The 15,055-nt window shown below is 60.4% G+C and carries 14 protein-coding genes; 3 read left to right on the top strand and 11 right to left on the bottom strand.

Annotation, left to right across the window (positions count from 1 at the left end):
* Positions 1-160 precede the first annotated feature (160 nt).
* Together ACP7AL_RS19145 and ACP7AL_RS19140 are read left to right on the top strand one after the other, a co-directional pair.
* Complete coding sequence (locus ACP7AL_RS19145; protein WP_425993515.1) at positions 161-1,108, top strand: AAA family ATPase; 948 nt, start codon at positions 161-163, stop codon at positions 1,106-1,108.
* A 4-nt stretch (positions 1,109-1,112) separates the two neighbouring features.
* The gene (locus ACP7AL_RS19140; RefSeq protein WP_425993514.1) at positions 1,113-2,483 is read left to right on the top strand and encodes a vWA domain-containing protein; all 1,371 of its coding nucleotides are present in this window, start codon (positions 1,113-1,115) and stop codon (positions 2,481-2,483) included.
* Positions 2,484-2,508: 25 nt separating this feature from the next.
* On the opposite strand, the gene ACP7AL_RS19135 is transcribed toward ACP7AL_RS19140, so the two are convergent.
* The 8 genes from ACP7AL_RS19135 to ACP7AL_RS19100 all read right to left on the bottom strand — a co-directional run bounded on the left by ACP7AL_RS19135 (position 2,509) and on the right by ACP7AL_RS19100 (position 10,010).
* Positions 2,509-4,311 carry an AMP-dependent synthetase/ligase gene (locus ACP7AL_RS19135; protein ID WP_425993513.1) on the bottom strand — a complete coding sequence of 601 codons (1,803 nt, stop codon included), beginning with the start codon at positions 4,309-4,311 and terminating at the stop codon, positions 2,509-2,511.
* A 17-nt stretch (positions 4,312-4,328) separates the two neighbouring features.
* The gene (locus tag ACP7AL_RS19130; RefSeq protein ID WP_425993512.1) at positions 4,329-5,141 is read right to left on the bottom strand and encodes an ABC transporter ATP-binding protein; all 813 of its coding nucleotides are present in this window, start codon (positions 5,139-5,141) and stop codon (positions 4,329-4,331) included.
* Between the two features lie 5 nt (positions 5,142-5,146).
* Complete coding sequence (locus ACP7AL_RS19125) at positions 5,147-6,325, bottom strand: ABC transporter substrate-binding protein (protein ID WP_425993511.1); 1,179 nt, start codon at positions 6,323-6,325, stop codon at positions 5,147-5,149.
* A 19-nt stretch (positions 6,326-6,344) separates the two neighbouring features.
* Positions 6,345-7,385: a branched-chain amino acid ABC transporter permease gene (locus ACP7AL_RS19120; protein WP_006019872.1), complete on the bottom strand. Its 1,041-nt coding sequence runs from the start codon at positions 7,383-7,385 to the stop codon at positions 6,345-6,347.
* Positions 7,385-7,705, bottom strand: coding sequence for a hypothetical protein (locus ACP7AL_RS19115; RefSeq protein ID WP_425993510.1), 321 nt, complete (start codon positions 7,703-7,705; stop codon positions 7,385-7,387). The genes ACP7AL_RS19120 and ACP7AL_RS19115 overlap by 1 nt, the downstream gene beginning before the upstream one ends.
* Positions 7,639-8,262: a branched-chain amino acid ABC transporter permease gene (locus ACP7AL_RS19110; RefSeq protein ID WP_425993509.1), complete on the bottom strand. Its 624-nt coding sequence runs from the start codon at positions 8,260-8,262 to the stop codon at positions 7,639-7,641. The genes ACP7AL_RS19115 and ACP7AL_RS19110 overlap by 67 nt, the downstream gene beginning before the upstream one ends.
* Positions 8,262-9,101: an ABC transporter ATP-binding protein gene (locus ACP7AL_RS19105; RefSeq protein WP_425993508.1), complete on the bottom strand. Its 840-nt coding sequence runs from the start codon at positions 9,099-9,101 to the stop codon at positions 8,262-8,264. Before ACP7AL_RS19105 ends, ACP7AL_RS19110 begins: the two co-directional genes overlap by 1 nt.
* Before the next feature lie 132 nt (positions 9,102-9,233).
* Positions 9,234-10,010, bottom strand: coding sequence for a FadR/GntR family transcriptional regulator (locus tag ACP7AL_RS19100; protein WP_024921011.1), 777 nt, complete (start codon positions 10,008-10,010; stop codon positions 9,234-9,236).
* A gap of 384 nt (positions 10,011-10,394) precedes the next feature.
* Between ACP7AL_RS19100 and ACP7AL_RS19095 the strand changes: the two genes are divergently transcribed.
* Complete coding sequence (locus ACP7AL_RS19095; protein WP_425993507.1) at positions 10,395-11,519, top strand: acyltransferase family protein; 1,125 nt, start codon at positions 10,395-10,397, stop codon at positions 11,517-11,519.
* On the opposite strand, the gene ACP7AL_RS19090 is transcribed toward ACP7AL_RS19095, so the two are convergent.
* The 3 genes from ACP7AL_RS19090 to ACP7AL_RS19080 all read right to left on the bottom strand — a co-directional run bounded on the left by ACP7AL_RS19090 (position 11,520) and on the right by ACP7AL_RS19080 (position 15,001).
* Entirely contained in the window at positions 11,520-12,308 is a 789-nt protein-coding gene (locus ACP7AL_RS19090; RefSeq protein WP_425993506.1) for an enoyl-CoA hydratase/isomerase family protein, read from the bottom strand.
* A 59-nt stretch (positions 12,309-12,367) separates the two neighbouring features.
* The gene (locus ACP7AL_RS19085) at positions 12,368-13,741 is read right to left on the bottom strand and encodes an MFS transporter (RefSeq protein WP_425993505.1); all 1,374 of its coding nucleotides are present in this window, start codon (positions 13,739-13,741) and stop codon (positions 12,368-12,370) included.
* A gap of 156 nt (positions 13,742-13,897) precedes the next feature.
* On the bottom strand, positions 13,898-15,001 hold the full coding sequence (locus ACP7AL_RS19080; RefSeq protein ID WP_425993504.1) for a substrate-binding periplasmic protein: 1,104 nt from the start codon (positions 14,999-15,001) through the stop codon (positions 13,898-13,900).
* Positions 15,002-15,055 lie beyond the last annotated feature (54 nt).

Below are 15,055 nucleotides of genomic sequence, written 5' to 3'. Positions count from 1 at the left end.
TCGCAAAAACAAAATAGCTCAGTTTTATCAAAATATTACGATGAATTGCTCAAGCAAGATGGACGCCAGCCGCGCAGCATCGTAGCAATGCGCTGATACGCCCTCGCTGACCGGCGGCGTCCGGTTTAGGGTGATCTGACAACAGCCGGAGATATCGATCGTGACGGAACATCTGCCGGCGGCTTCCATCGAAGCCGTCGAAACCAGCCTCGCCTCGGCCGGCTATATCGCCAGCCGCCAGATTGCGACCGCGGTCTTTCTCGCGCAGCGAATTGAAAAGCCTATCCTTGTCGAGGGCCCCGCCGGTGTCGGCAAAACCGAGCTTGCCAAGGCTCTCGCCGCCTCGCGCAACCTCTCGATGATCCGCTTGCAGTGTTATGAGGGCCTTGATGAGGCAAAGGCGCTCTACGAGTGGAAATACGCCAAGCAGCTTCTCTATACCCAGATCCTGAAAGACAAGGTCGGCGAAGTCCTCGGCGGGGCTGAAACGCTTCCCGCCGCCCTGAGCCGCTTGCACGATTTTGGCGACGTCTTCTTCTCCCGCGAATTCGTTGAACCACGCCCCCTGTTGCAGGCGCTGCAGCAGACCAACGGCTGCGTATTGCTGATCGACGAAATCGACAAGGCCGACGCGGAGTTCGAGGCTCTGCTTCTGGAGATCCTGTCTGATTTCCAGATCACCATTCCCGAACTCGGAACGATCTCGGCCATCGTGCCGCCGACCGTGATTCTGACCTCGAACGGCGAACGCGACCTCGGCGACGCTCTCAAGCGGCGCTGCCTTCATCTTCACATTGGATTTCCCGATCAGAAGCTGGAAGAGCGGATCATCGAAAGCCGCGTTCCGGGGATATCGCAATCCCTGCGCAAGCAGATTGTCGGCTTCATCAACGAGGTTCGCACACTCGATCTGAAGAAGCTGCCGTCGGTCAGCGAAACCATCGACTGGGCGCGCGTGCTCGTCCTCCTGGAAGCGCCGGAACTCGATAGCGAGACCGTCAAGGAAACACTGAACGTTCTCCTGAAGTACGAAGCGGACATCGAAACCACGCTGCCGCAAGTCGGCGCTTTAGTGGCCAAGGCCGGCCGACAGAACGTATTCGGATAGTGCAATGAGGGAAAACCTTCATCGCTTCTTTCGTGCAGCCCGCGGCGCCGGTGTTCGCATCTCGCCGTCCGAAAGCATGGATGCGATGAGGGCTGTGGCTGACGTCGGTTTTTACGACCGGTCCGTTCTGCGCGATACTTTCCTCGTGACTCTCGCCAAGAGCCAGGAAGAAAAGCGGCTGCTCAGCGACTGCTTCGATGTGTTTTTCGATCATCCCGAACTGACCCAGCCCCTGGCCGATGGCGATCCGGACGCCTCGGGCGAACAGCAAGAGGGATCAGAGGCTGCACAGACTGAAGGCGCACCCGGCGCGCCCTCCTCCGGCCTCGGCCAACTGGCGCAGACGCTTCTTTCGCAAGACCGCGCGGAGATGGAAGCCGCCATTTCCAATGCGGCCAACGCCGCGTCGCTGTCAGACATCCGGTTTTTCACCCAGCGCGGCATCTTTTCCAGCCGGATCCTCGATCTGCTCGGGATTCAGCAACTGCGCGACGATCTCGAGCAACTGGCGCAAACCAATCCTTCCGAAGCCGAGCGGCTCGCTGCCGCGACCGAGGCCCTGCGCGAAAACGTTCGCGATCGCGTCTCACAGGCACTCCTTCTCTATGGGCGCGAAGAAACCGAAAATCTTCGCAACGAAATCCTGAAGAATGCGCCCCTCTCGCAACTCGACCGGCGACAGGTCGAGCAAATGCGCGCGCTCATCCGCGTCATGGCGCGGCGGCTCCGCGAGCGCTACAGCCGGCCCCGCAAGCGCCAGCGGCGTGGGCATCTCGACGTGCGCCGGACCATTCGGCGGAACGCCGCGTGGGGCGGCGTTCCGTTCCTGACCACGTGGAAACGCCGCCACCGCGACAGGCCGAAAATCGTTGCCATCTGTGACGTCAGCGGCTCCGTCGCCAAGGTGTCGGATTTTTTCCTGCTGCTGATTTACAGCCTGCATGAGGTTGTCTCCGATGTGCGCTCTTTCGCGTTCTCGGGTCATCTGGTGGATGTCAGCGACATTCTGGATTCGAAAACGCCCGAGGCCGCGATGGCCGACATCATGTCGCTGGTCGGCCTTGGATCGTCCGACTACGGGAAGTCGCTGGCGGATTTCGAGGCAAAATGGATGCGCCACGTGACGCCGCAGACGACGGTCATCGTGCTCGGAGATGCCCGGACCAACAATCTCAATCCGCGTGCGGACATTCTGCGCCGCATCTCGGAGCGGTCGAAGCGCGTTGTCTGGCTCAACCCCGAAGGGCGCATGATCTGGGGTATGGGTGATTCCGAGATGCCGAGATACGCAACCTATTGCAGCGTCGTGCGGCAGTGTTCGACGGCCCGGCAACTTGAACGCGCCATCTCCGACATCGTGGCGTCTTACCAGTAGTGCCGCCCCTGACTACGCATTCGACCTATCGATAAAGGCTTTCGATCTCGGTCTCGTACTTCTTGTGCACGTTGGCCCGGCGGACCTTCATCGTCGCCGTGACCTCGTCATCATCGTGATCCAGCTCCTTGGTGAGCAGATAGAAGCGCCGGATCTGCGAGACCTGCGCGAGTTTCGCGTTCGCGCCGTCGATCTCGGACTGGATCAGTTCACGCAGACTCGCGTTCTCGGTCAGGTTCTTGAAATTCGTATAGGCGATGCCTTTCTCTTCCGCCCACTTCCCTGCGAGATCGTAATCGATCTGGATCAGGGCGGAGACGAATTTGCGGCCTTCGCCGATAACGATGCATTCCTTGATGAACGGACTCGACTTGACGGTATTCTCGATCTCTGACGGGCTGAGGTTCTTGCCGCCGGCCGTAATCATGATGTCCTTGAGACGGTCAACGATGCGGAAGTGACCGTCAGTGAGTTCCGCGACATCGCCGGTGTGCAGCCAGCCGTCGCGGATCGCGGCTTTGGTCGCCTCCTCGTTGCGGTAATATCCCGCAAACACTGTGTCGCCACGGATAAGAAGCTCGTTGGAGTCGCCGAGCCTCGCCTCCATGTGGGCGATGCCGGGTCCCACCGTTCCGACGCGGCGGTCGGAAAGCATCTGCCCGAGCGCGATGCCCGAGCTTTCCGTCAGGCCATAAACTTCGACGAGCGGCACACCCAGGGTGCGGAAGAAATGAACGATCGATGGCGAAATCGGCGCTGCGCCCGTCATTGCGATGCGCGTTTTCCGCAGGCCAATGAAATTCTGCAAGGCGCGAAAGATCAGCCAGTAGCAAATCGCGAACGTGATGCGCTCAGAGAGCGTCCGGCTGGCTGCGTTCTTTTCGGCGAACGGTTCACATGCGGCATAAGCCTTGTCGAAGAGCGCGCGGCGAATGCGCCCCGCTTCAAGCAGCTTGATGTGAATCGACGAATGAAGCTTCTCCCAGATGCGCGGCACGCCGAGAAACATGCTCGGTGCAACCTCCCGGAGATCCTCCTGCACGGTCCGGATCGATTCTCCGAAATTGACCAGCGAGCCGAGATAGACCGGGACCATCACCGTCGTCATCTGCTCGGCGACATGGCACAGCGGCAGATAGGACAAAAGGCTTTCCGACGCATCGAGATTCAGCCGGTCCACCGAGGCGATCGCCTGTGCGCGAATGTTCTTGTAGCTGAGCATCGCGCCCTTGGGCTTGCCGGTGGAGCCGGAGGTGTAGATCACCAATCCGATCTGCGAGAGCTGCTGCCGGTCCACGATGCCGTCCGTCAGTCCGGCATGGCTCGCCTCGAACTCGCCGCCGAGCGCTTCAAGCGCCTCGAACGACATGACCTGATCGGGCGGATAGTCCCTGATACCCTTGGTTTCGAGGACGACGATGCTCCGCAGCTTCGGCAACTCATCGCGCCGCTCCAGAACCTTGTCGACCTGCTCCTGATCCTCGCACACGATGATCTCGGACTCGGAATGGGCCAGCACATAGGCGACTTCGTTGGCCGGGCTGGTCGGATAAACGCCGACCGCGACTCCGTCGACAATGTTCGCGCCGAGTTGCGCCAGCACCCATTCGATCCGGTTTTCGGACAGAATGGCGACATGCCCGCCGGAGCTCAGCCCCAGCGCGCGAAAGCCAAGCCCGACATGGCAGGCGCGCGCGTAATAGTCCTTCCAGCTACACGGATTCCAGATTCCGTATTCCTTCTGCCGGATCGCGACACGTTCAGGATGTTTGCGTGCGTTCTCGCGCAACATCTGCGGTAGCGTGAACTCCGGAAATTTCTCGCTCATGCGATCCTCACACAGCCTCAGGACAGCCAGCGCTTGCGGCGCTTGTAGTGCTTGATCCCACGAAAACCTTTTGTCTCGGCATTTGCTGCGCCGACGCCCAGATAGAATTCACGGACGTCCTGATCGCGCACCAGTTGTTCCGTCGGCCCGTCAGTCACGATCTTCCCCGACTCCATGATGTATCCGTAGGTCGAGACTGCGAAGGCGACCGCCGCATTCTGCTCGACCAGCAGCATCGAGACGCCCTGCTCGCGGTTGATGCGCGCGATGATAGTGAAAATCTCTTCCACCAGTTTCGGCGACAGGCCGAGCGACGGCTCGTCCAGCAACATCAACTCGGGCTGCGCGATCAGCGCGCGCCCGATGGCGAGCATCTGCTGCTCGCCTCCCGACAGGTATCCGGCGCGTCCGGTGCGCCTCTCGAACAGACGTGGGAAGTAAGTGTATACGAGATCGAACGGCGTTTTACCCCCTGCCCGCCCCGACATGGCATATGTCGCCGCGGTGAGATTTTCCTCGACCGTCAGGTCCTCGAAAATCCTGCGCCCCTCCATCACGTGGAAAAGGCCGCTCCGCACCAGTTGATGCGGAGCGAAGCGTGAAATGGCGTCGCCCTTGAACAGGATTTCGCCGGTCGTCACCTTGCCGTCTTCCAGTTCGAGAAGATTGGAGACGGCCTTGAGCGTGGTCGATTTGCCGGCGCCGTTGGAGCCGAGCAACGCGACCACCGCTCCCTTGTCGACTTTCAACGACAGGCCGCGCAGCACCTGGACCGTCTTGTTATAGACGACCTCGATGTTGTTGACTGAGAGAACTGCTTCCGCGGTCATTGTCGTTACTTCGCGATCTTGATCCAGTCGGAGACCGGCTTCATGGTCTTGTTCACGCCGTCATACTGATAGACGCGGCCGACAGGAACGGTATTGCCGGGAATCGAGATCGGCACACCGATGATGCCGCCGGTGTCGAAGTCCTTGATCGAATTCAGCGAGGCTTTCATGTTGGCCGCGGTGAGCTCCTTCTTGGCGTCAAGCGTGCGCTTGGCCGCTTCCGTCATCAGCATGGCGGTCAGGAAACCCTGCATGTAGCCGGTCGACTGATACTCCGGACGGATCTGCCGGATCTTCTCCAGCATCGGCGACTTGCCTTCCGTGTCGTAATAGTAGCGATACGGCATCACGCCCATGAAGCCGTCGGCGACATCTGCCGACTTCGCCCAGATCGCATTGTCCATCGACCAGAACGTGCCCATGAACTTGGTCTTGAGACCGAGTTGCTTGGCCTGGGTCATGAATTCCGGCAGCGGGGCCAGAATATAGCCGTGGAAGATCGTGTAGTCGGGATCGGCCCGGCGCAGCTTGAGAACTTCGGTCGAGACGTCGACGCTGGTCGGCGGCGTGGCGATCTTCTCGACGATCTTGAGGCCAAGCTCCCCGGCCCGCTTTTCGGTCGGCGCAATCGGATCGCGGCCGAATTCGGTGTCGGAATTGACCAGAGCGATCTTTGCGCCCGGCTTCGTCTTGGCGATGTACTCCAGCAGAATGCCGATCATTTCCGAATAATCAGGACCGGCGATGAACTGGTTGGGAAAGTTCTTCGGATCGTTCAGTTCGGTCGCGAACGACGCACCCGCGAGCATGATATCGCCGCGGCGATTCAGCTCCGCGTTGATGGTCTTCGAGAAGGCGGTGGAGTCTCCGTAATAGAGGTTCACCTTCTCCTGGCTGGTGATACGGTTGAACACCGCCACCGAGTTATCGACCTTGTAGCCGGTGTCTTCGGCCACGTACTTGACCTTGCGGCCATTGATGCCGCCCGCGTCATTGACGATCTTCACGTAGTCCTGGAACGCGTTGTTCAGCGCGATGCCCGCGAAGGCGAACACGCCGGTCATCGGCATCGATCCGCCGATCACGATCTCGTCGGCGGCGCGTGCCGGAGCGTTAAGACCTAAAGCGAAACAGCCTGCGGCTGCGTAGGACAGCAGCTTCCGCCGCGTTGGAAAAAGTCTCATTGTTGTTTCTCCCTGCATATTACTTTTTGAACGGCCATAGATGGAAGAAGCGCCGCACGCGGCGCCAGATTTCGGCAAGGCCCTGCGGCTCGAACAGCAGGAACCCGATGATCAGCAAGCCGAAAACGATAGTCCGGATCGGTGACAATTGCGCCACCGCATTCGGAATGAAGGTCATGTAGGACACCGCGATCTTCAGGAATTCCGGAACCATGGTCATGAAGATTGCGCCGAGGATCGCGCCGAGAATGGTGCCCATCCCGCCGACGATCACAGCGGCAAGGAAAAACACCGAATAGATCAGCGGGAAGCTTTCGGGCGTGACCACGCGGAAGAAGTAAGCCCACATGCCACCGGCAACGCCCGCATAGAAGGACGACAGCGCGAAAGACAACAGCTTGTACTTCAGCAGCGGAATGCCCAGCACTTCCGCTGAGATATCGCGGTCGCGGATCGCGATGAAGGCGCGGCCGATGCGCGTGCGAAACAGATTGGCCGCCGCGAGCACTGACAGCGCCGTCAGCGGCATGAACAGCCAGTACAACTGGAATGGACGCGCGAGATCGTATCCGAACAGCCGCGCCGGCGGCATGCTAAGCCCTTGCGTTCCGCCGAGGATGGCTGGTCCGTTGGCGAACAGGAAATGCAGAATGAAAGACGCGGCGATGGTGGCGATCGCGAGGTACAGCCCCTTCACCCGCAGACTCGGAATGCCGACAACCATGCCGACACCGGCTGACACGAATCCCGCCACGACAAGATTGATGATGAACGGCGTGCCGACCCGTATTTCCAGAATGGCGACGGTATAGGCGCCAACCGACATGAAGGCCGCCTGCCCCAGACTGACAAGGCCGGTATAGCCGGTGAGAATGTTAAGCCCCGTCGTGCTGACGATATGGATCAGGACAAGACAGGCGAGATAGATCCAGTACTGGTCGGCGAAGAACGGAAACAGCACCAACCCCGCGAACAGCACCAGCAGCATGAACCGCTGCACGCTGGTGTCGAACAGCGCTTCTGCCTGAGCGTAAGTTTGATGGATGGCACCGATACGCATCAGAGTCGCTCGATTTCAACGGTGCCGAACAATCCGTAGGGACGGATCATCAAGGCGACCACGAGAATGATGAAAGTGACGAGCAGCTTGAATTCACCGCCCAAATAAGTGCCGACCAGCGCTTCGACAACGCCGATCGCCAGACCCGCGACGAGCGCGCCGGCAATCGAATCCAGACCACCGACAATGACGGCGACCAGCACCGACAGACCGAACACACCCATGGTCGGCGAAATACCGCCGATCGATCCGATCAGAATGCCGGACCCTGCCGCTGCCATGCCCGCGACGATCCACGAGACCGAGAACACCGCCGGCACATTGATGCCGCAGGAAAATGCCGCGCCCTGATCGGTCGCAGTGGCGCGCAGCGCGACACCGCCGCGCCAGTGCGAAAGATCAGCAGGAAGGCCGCGATCAGAACCGTCGCCACCGCGAAACTCACTGCGATTTTCGGCGAGATGTATGCACTGCCGATAAAGATCGGCTTCGACGGCAGGAAGTTCGGCAGCGTCGCCGGGTCGCTTCCCCAGACGAATTCAACAAATCCGATCAGCACCGAACTGAGACCGACCGTCACCATGAACACGGAAATTGGACTCTCGCCAAGCATCGGCCGGATCAGAACACGCTCGATGACACCGCCGAGAATGCCGCCGCCGATCACCGTCAATATGATCGCGAGCCAGACCGGAAGCGCGAGCGCAGCGGTCAGCCCGAAGAAGAAATACGCGCACAGCATCAGCATTTCGCCGACCGCGAGATTCAGGACCTTGGTGGCCTTGTAGATCAGAACGAAGGCGATGCCGGTCAGCGCCAGCAACGCGCCCGATCCGAGGCCCGACAGAACGATCTCGGTGAGAAAGAGCCAATCCATCACGCTGCCTTCTCGCCTGCAATGCGCCGCGACAGTTCGCCGACATCACCCGATCCCAGATAGGCCGAGATGACGTCGGGGTTGTTCTGGATCTCCGCCGGCTTCCCGGCTGCGATCACCTGTCCGAAATTCAGTACGACGACATGGTCCGAAATATCCATCACCAGGCCCATGTCGTGCTCGACCATCAGGATGGTGACACCCCACTCCTCCTTCACGTCGAGAATGAAGCGGGCCATATCCTCGGTCTCTTCGCGGTTCATGCCCGCCACCGGCTCGTCGAGCATCAGGATGCGTGGACGCATGGCGAGCGCGCGCGCCAGCTCGACACGCTTGCGCAGGCCGTAGGACAGCGACGCCACCGGCTGATCGCGGATATGCTCCATCTCAAGAAAGTCGAGAACGCGCCGTTCGATCTCGGAGCGCAGTTCGAGTTCCTCGCGCCGCGCCCGGCCGAAATACCAGAGCGCGTCGAACACGTTCGTTTCCATATGGGCGTGGCGCCCGAGCTTGATGTTGTCGAGCACGGTCATGCCGCGAAACAGCGCGATGTTCTGGAACGTGCGCGCCAGGCCGAGCCTGGCCCGCGCCGGCGGATGCAGTTTGCTGATGTCCTCGCCGCCGAATGCGATGATGCCGGTGGATGGCCGATAGAAGCCGGAGATGCAATTGAACAGCGATGTCTTGCCCGCGCCGTTCGGGCCGATCACCGCCGTGATCGATCCGGGCGCGACTGAAAACGAAACATCCGTCAGCGCCTTCAGGCCGCCGAAAGCCAGCGACAGATTGCTGACGTTCAACTCGGCCGACGATGACGGATCACGATCACGCATCGTCATGCTGCGCTCCGCGCGATCAGCCCATCGATATCCGGACGCACCGGATTCCCTAACCCTGTCACCACGATCTCCCCTTTGTATTATCCGGCGCTTTCAGCGCTCTTTTGGCGAAGTGTTTTTAGGACACCGTCCTCATCGCTTCTGTTGCGCCAACAGCGCATGTTCCATGTACATCCGCTCCACAGGCCGATCGAGCGAGTTGCCGGCCCGTTCAAAACCGCGGCGCCAGTCTTCGACATGCCGCCGCATCCAGACCATACCCTCTTGCTTGTCGCGCTTTCGGATCGCGTCGAGCAGATGATGATGTGCGGCAATCAGACGCGGCATGCCTTCGGCGACATTGCGCACGACCATCTCTGTGGTCGGAAAGAACAGCAGGCCAGCCGGCTCACGCGCGAGTTGCAGCACGCGGTTATGCGATGCCTTGGCGAGCAGAATGTGAAATTCGGCGTCCAGCTCGGCGAACGCAGCGGGATTGGCGACGGATTGCTCGGTCTTCTCGATGTTGAGAGCGATCTCGGCGATGTCCTCGTCCGTTGCGTGATCCACCGCATATTCGATGGCGGCAACCTCGAGGATCATGGCGGTCTCGAACAATTCCCGGAATGTAACCTCATGCAGCACCAACGCACGGCTGAGTCGGCTTGCCAGCTTGTTGTAACGCGGCAGGCAAGCATACAGGCGGCGGCTTGAATCCCGCCGGATCAATCCGCTCTCCTCGAGAACCCGGATACCTTCACGAACCGTCGAGCGATTGACGCCGAACTGCTGAACCAGTTCGGACTCCGTTCCGATCGGGTCATCGGGCTTGATCCGGCCGTTGACGATCTCGCGCTCGATCGCGTCAGCCACCTTTTGATAGGCGGGCGCGACCTCGATGCGCTTGAAGTTCGGGGACGTCGACGACATGAAGGCTCGATGTTGATTGTCGGACAATTGGTAGGGGCGTGTCTTGGGCTCGTCAATGGGCTGTTAGCAGCGACTTTTTTGCTGCATTGCGAAAATTCGTCGGCCAGATTTCACCTTTGTTGTCTTGTCCGACAATGCAGACCGACCTGATGGCTTTTGATTGATCCCGTTGCAGTTGCTGGAGAATGTCGCCCTCCCGCATCCCGGCATTGAACAACCGCGGCCGAGCTGTTCCCCGCGGCGAAAACAAGAGCATGCGGATGCCGGAATTCGATTGGCATCGTTGCAACTGTGCAAATTGACAAAGAAGGTGCCGTAGACGAAATCCGAAGACGGAATTTCCGGTTATATTTCGCCGTCACCGATCAGCAGAGCGGATAACCTATGGTCAGCCAACGACTCCGAGCCCTGGACGGCTTGCGCGGCGTGGCCATCCTGCTGGTGATGGGCTTTCATTATTTTTATCATCTCGAGTCGTTCTACTATAAATCGACGCTGTACCCGTACGGCGAGACGTTCAGCAACGTCCTGATCTTCAAGTACGGCTACATGGGCGTCGAGTTGTTCTTCATCATCTCGGGCTTTGTCATCGCAATGACGCTGGAATCATCGCGATCGGTGATTGATTTCGCGATCCGCAGATTCGTGCGCATCTGGCCCGCGCTGATTGTTTCTGCGATTCTCACCTTCTTTCTTCTGAACTGGTCCGATGCGCCGTTCGCCCTCCACCGCCGCCAGTCCTGGCCGAATTTCCTGCCGTCGTTGACGCTGACGCCGCCGTCGCTGTGGTCCGGCTGGTTTCCGAAGGTGGATTACGTCACCGGGGTCTACTGGTCGCTGGTGGTCGAGATCCGGTTCTACATGATCGCTGCAATCCTGTTCTGGCTGTTCTCCCGGGAGAAACTCGCGCGCAACCTCGTCATCTTTACACTCGTCGTCTACATCGCCCGCGCCCTGCTGCGGCGCGCGATGCCCGGATATAACGGGGTCTATGATGCCCTATTCATTCCTGATTACCTGCCGTGGTTCGCGGCCGGTGCGGTGTTCTACGAACTGTACAAGGAACGGCTCGCCAAAGGCGCAGCGCTTATCATGCTCGCCGTGATTTATGCGCTGATCGCGCGGGTCAGCACAAACTACGCGATGATCGGGCGAGATCCGGTCTTCGCCAGCGCCGCTGCGCTGGCATTCATGGTCCTGTTCTGGTTCCTGGCAACAAAGCCGGAATCGATGAGACTTTTTGAAGTCCGCCCGCTGGTCTGGATCGGCGAGTGCAGCTATTCGATCTATCTCTACCACTACGCGGTGGGGATGATCCTCATTTCACAGGTCTCGAAGACCATCGGTCTCGCGCCGCAGCTTTTGCTGGTGGCCGCGATTTCGCTGCTCGTGCTTGCTGTGGGCCGCGTGTCCTATGCGGTGGTTGAGAATCCGGCGCGGCGCTGGCTGACGAAGCTGCTGATCGGCCCGCCGCAGAAACCTGCGGCGGCGGCATCTCCGGCGGAGTAGTTATTTGCCCGTGAAGGTCGGCTGCCGCTTGGCGAGAAACGCGTTGACACCCTCGGCAAAATCCTTCGTACCGATGCACGCGCCAAACGCCTTTGCCTCGGCTTCCATTTGATCGTGCAAGGAATTGTCGAGCGAGCCACGTAACAGCGCCTTGGCCTGTCCGTAAGCAAATGTCGGCCCATCCGCGAGACGGCGCGCCAGCTTTTCGGTTTCACTGGCGAGATCGGCCGCCGGCACGATGCGGTTGATGAGACCCAGGCGCAGCGCTTCGGGCGCATCGTAGAGGTCCGACAGCAGCGCGATTTCCATCGCCTTGCGCAAGCCCACCAGCCGCGGCAGCGTCCATGAAGACGATCCGTCCGGGCTGGTGCCGAGTTTCGAATAGGCCAGCGTGAAAATCGCATTGTCGGCGGCAATCGCAAGATCGGTCGAAAGCGCGATGCTCATGCCTGCTCCAGCGACCGCGCCGTGGAGGCTGGCAATCACCGGCTGGGGCAGCCCCGCCAGAATTTCGAGTCCTTCATGCAGCGGTTCCATGATCGTCGGAACATGCCTGCGCACTTCGTCAGCCGGTCCCTGAAACGCAGAGATATCGCCGCCCGCCATGAAGGCGCGCCCCTCTCCTGCAATGATAACGACACGGTTTTCCTTATCGGCGGCGACGCTTTTGCAGGCGCTCAGAAACGCATCCGCCGCATCCACGCTCAGCGCGTTCAGAACCTTGGGACGATTGAAAACAATGCGCGCAATCGGTCCATCGACCTTCAGAAGCACCGGCTGATCTGACACTCGCATCTCCCTTGACCATTGTTGCTTTGAACAATCGGTAAGCCGGAAAATCCAGAGCGTCAACGCACAGTGAGGCGCAGGAAACTCATGATACAGCCGAGCGCGCCGAAGCCGGCACCCAGCGCCAGCGCGACAGTCGCGCCTTGATGGCCGGCAAGCGCGAAACACAGCGCGGCCAGTGCCGCCCCCAGAGTCTGGCCGATCAGACGCGCGGTCGCGACGATGCCGCTCGCGCCGCCGCTGCGCCCGGCCGGTGCGCTGCCCATGATGGCTTTCATGTTCGGGGACTGGAAGAAGCCGAAACCGCAGCCACAGATCGCCATGCGCCATACGATATCGGCCACGCTCGGCGATGCCGGCAGCATGGCGAGCAGCGCCATACCGATCCCGAGGATGAGAAGCCCCAATCCGCCCAGCAGGCCGGCGGGATGACGATCCGACAGACGTCCCGCGATCGGCGCCATGATGGCAACCACGATCGACCACGGCGTCATGAAGAATCCGGTTTCAACCTGGGTGCGGTGGAGAACATCCTCGAAATAAAACGGCAGCGACACGAAGGCGAGCCCCTGCACCGCGAACGAACAGACCGCGGTTGCAACCGACAGGGAAAACATCGGCCTGCGAAACAGATCGATCGGGAGCATTGGAGCTGGATGATCCGCCTGCCTGCGCAGCAGCCACGCGCCGAAGATCACTGCGCCCGCGAGCTCGATGGCGACAACGCCGACCGGGGCCTTATGCGCGGCGCTGCCGATTCCGAGAATAAAAAGACAGAGGCTGATCGATGTCAGCAGCGCGCCGGGAAAGTCAAAAGCATGGGCCGCGCGCGGCGTTTCCGGCAGGGTCTTGATGCCGATCAGCATCGCAGCCACGCCGAACGGAATGTTGATGGCAAACAGCCACGGCCACGATGCGACCGACAGGATGCCCGAGGCGAGCGCCGGGCCGAGCGTGAAAGCGGTTGCGACCACCAGCGCATTGTTGCCAAAGCCGCGCCCGTGAAGCCGGGAGGGATACACGAACCGGACCAGAGCCGTGTTGACGCTCATTACACCGGCAGCCCCCAGTCCTTGCAGCACGCGCGCGATCAACAGCGTCGGCAATGACCACGCCAACGCGCAAGCCAGCGAGGCAATCGTGAACAGCAGAAGCCCGCCGAGATAGATGCGCTGATGGCCAACGATTTCGCCAAGCGCCGCCAGCGGCAGCAGCGTCGCGACCATGGCGATCTGGTAGACGTTGACGACCCAGATCACGTCGGCCGGCGTCGTGTGCAGGTCAGCCGCAATTGCGGGAAGCGCGATGTTGGCAATAGCGGTGTCGAGCGCCGACATCGCCAGCGCGGTGAAGATCGCCAGCACCGCCCAACGCCGGGTTTCCGGCGGAAGACCATCGGTGACGGGAGGCAGCTTCGTCGAAATAGCGTCCATTTCGCGAAGTGTCCTGGAGCGGTTCGCGCGGTGTGTGATGGTGGTGTGTATGTAGCCGGGATGGCGTTCGACCTGCAGTAGCGGCGTTGCATGCGGCATATGCGCAGCGCAATAACCAAGCCAAATGGCTACACGATCGCGTGAGAACCGCAGTGCTCAAGGCGAACTGAGCGAGTCCTCTCCGAGGTAGCGGATTCGCGCCTCGCTCCACGACTCCTTCTGCACGGCGTCGAGGATCGCAATCGACAGCGATTTTCGCAGCGGACTGTCGGGCGGCAACGCGAACGCGTAGTTCTGCGCTTCGATGGAAATGTCCAGCACCTTCAGCCGCGACGCGAAGCCCTGCCGAATGGCCCATGTCAGCAGCGGCTTGTCGTAAACGAACGCATCGATGCGGCCTGCGCGCAAGGCCTTCAATCCGTCGCTGAGCGTTTCATAAGGTTGAAACTTGAGCTTGCGCCGCAGGAGATCGCTTTCGGACGATGTCCCCTTGACGGTGCCGACCCGCACCGATTCCAGATCGGAGGCGCCGTAGATCGTACCCTGGATCTGCGAGGTGGTCAGCACTGACGTCACGCCTGCGGTGAAAACCGCAATGGTAATGACCGACACCACCAGCCAGATGGTCGCGACGCTCCGGCCCAGAATGGTCTGCGGCCCCTTCTCCGCCGACGATCGCTGCGTCATCGCCAGCGTCGACCACCACACGCTGGAACTAATGCCCTTGGTGATGCTGCCGCCGAAATATTCGTTCTGCCGCCGTTCCAATAGCCAGACAAGAATGCCGGCCACCAGCGTCAGTCCGATCAACGCCGCGACCGCTTGGACAAAATTGAAGGACGTCATCGCCCGGCGAAGCGTTGCCCAGTTCATCACGCTGACAACAGGAACGGCGATGCCTGTGCCCGTCGAATAATACGACTGCGTGAAATCGAGCACCTTTTCGCGCTCGACGGTGACGGTGATTGCGCCGACGGCGACGTCGAGATTCCCGGCAGCGGTCTCCTGGATCAGCTCAGGCATGTCCCGGATTTCAACGAAACGAAACGTCCGGTTCGTCGCCTTCGCGACCTGCCGCCAAAGCTCGATGCTGAGACCCGACCACGCGCCGTCGGACCCCTTCATCGCAAACGGGGGCGCGTTGTTGACGCCGACCACAAGTTCGCGCTTCGCAGGCGCCGCTGCCTTTTGCGTCTGCGCGTAAGCGAACGGCGGAATGGACAACCACACGAGCACCAGAAAGGCTATCCGCAAGATCATCGTCTCTTCCGCATGTTTGTGAGCTGGTTATCGGTGACGAAGCTGTGACAGAAT

This window comes from Afipia sp. DC4300-2b1 (genome assembly GCF_049895725.1).
GTDB classification, from domain to species: Bacteria; Pseudomonadota; Alphaproteobacteria; order Rhizobiales; family Xanthobacteraceae; genus Afipia; species Afipia broomeae.
The sequence above is the reverse complement of the archived record's forward strand: the minus strand, read 5'-3'. Positions and strand labels throughout refer to the sequence as shown.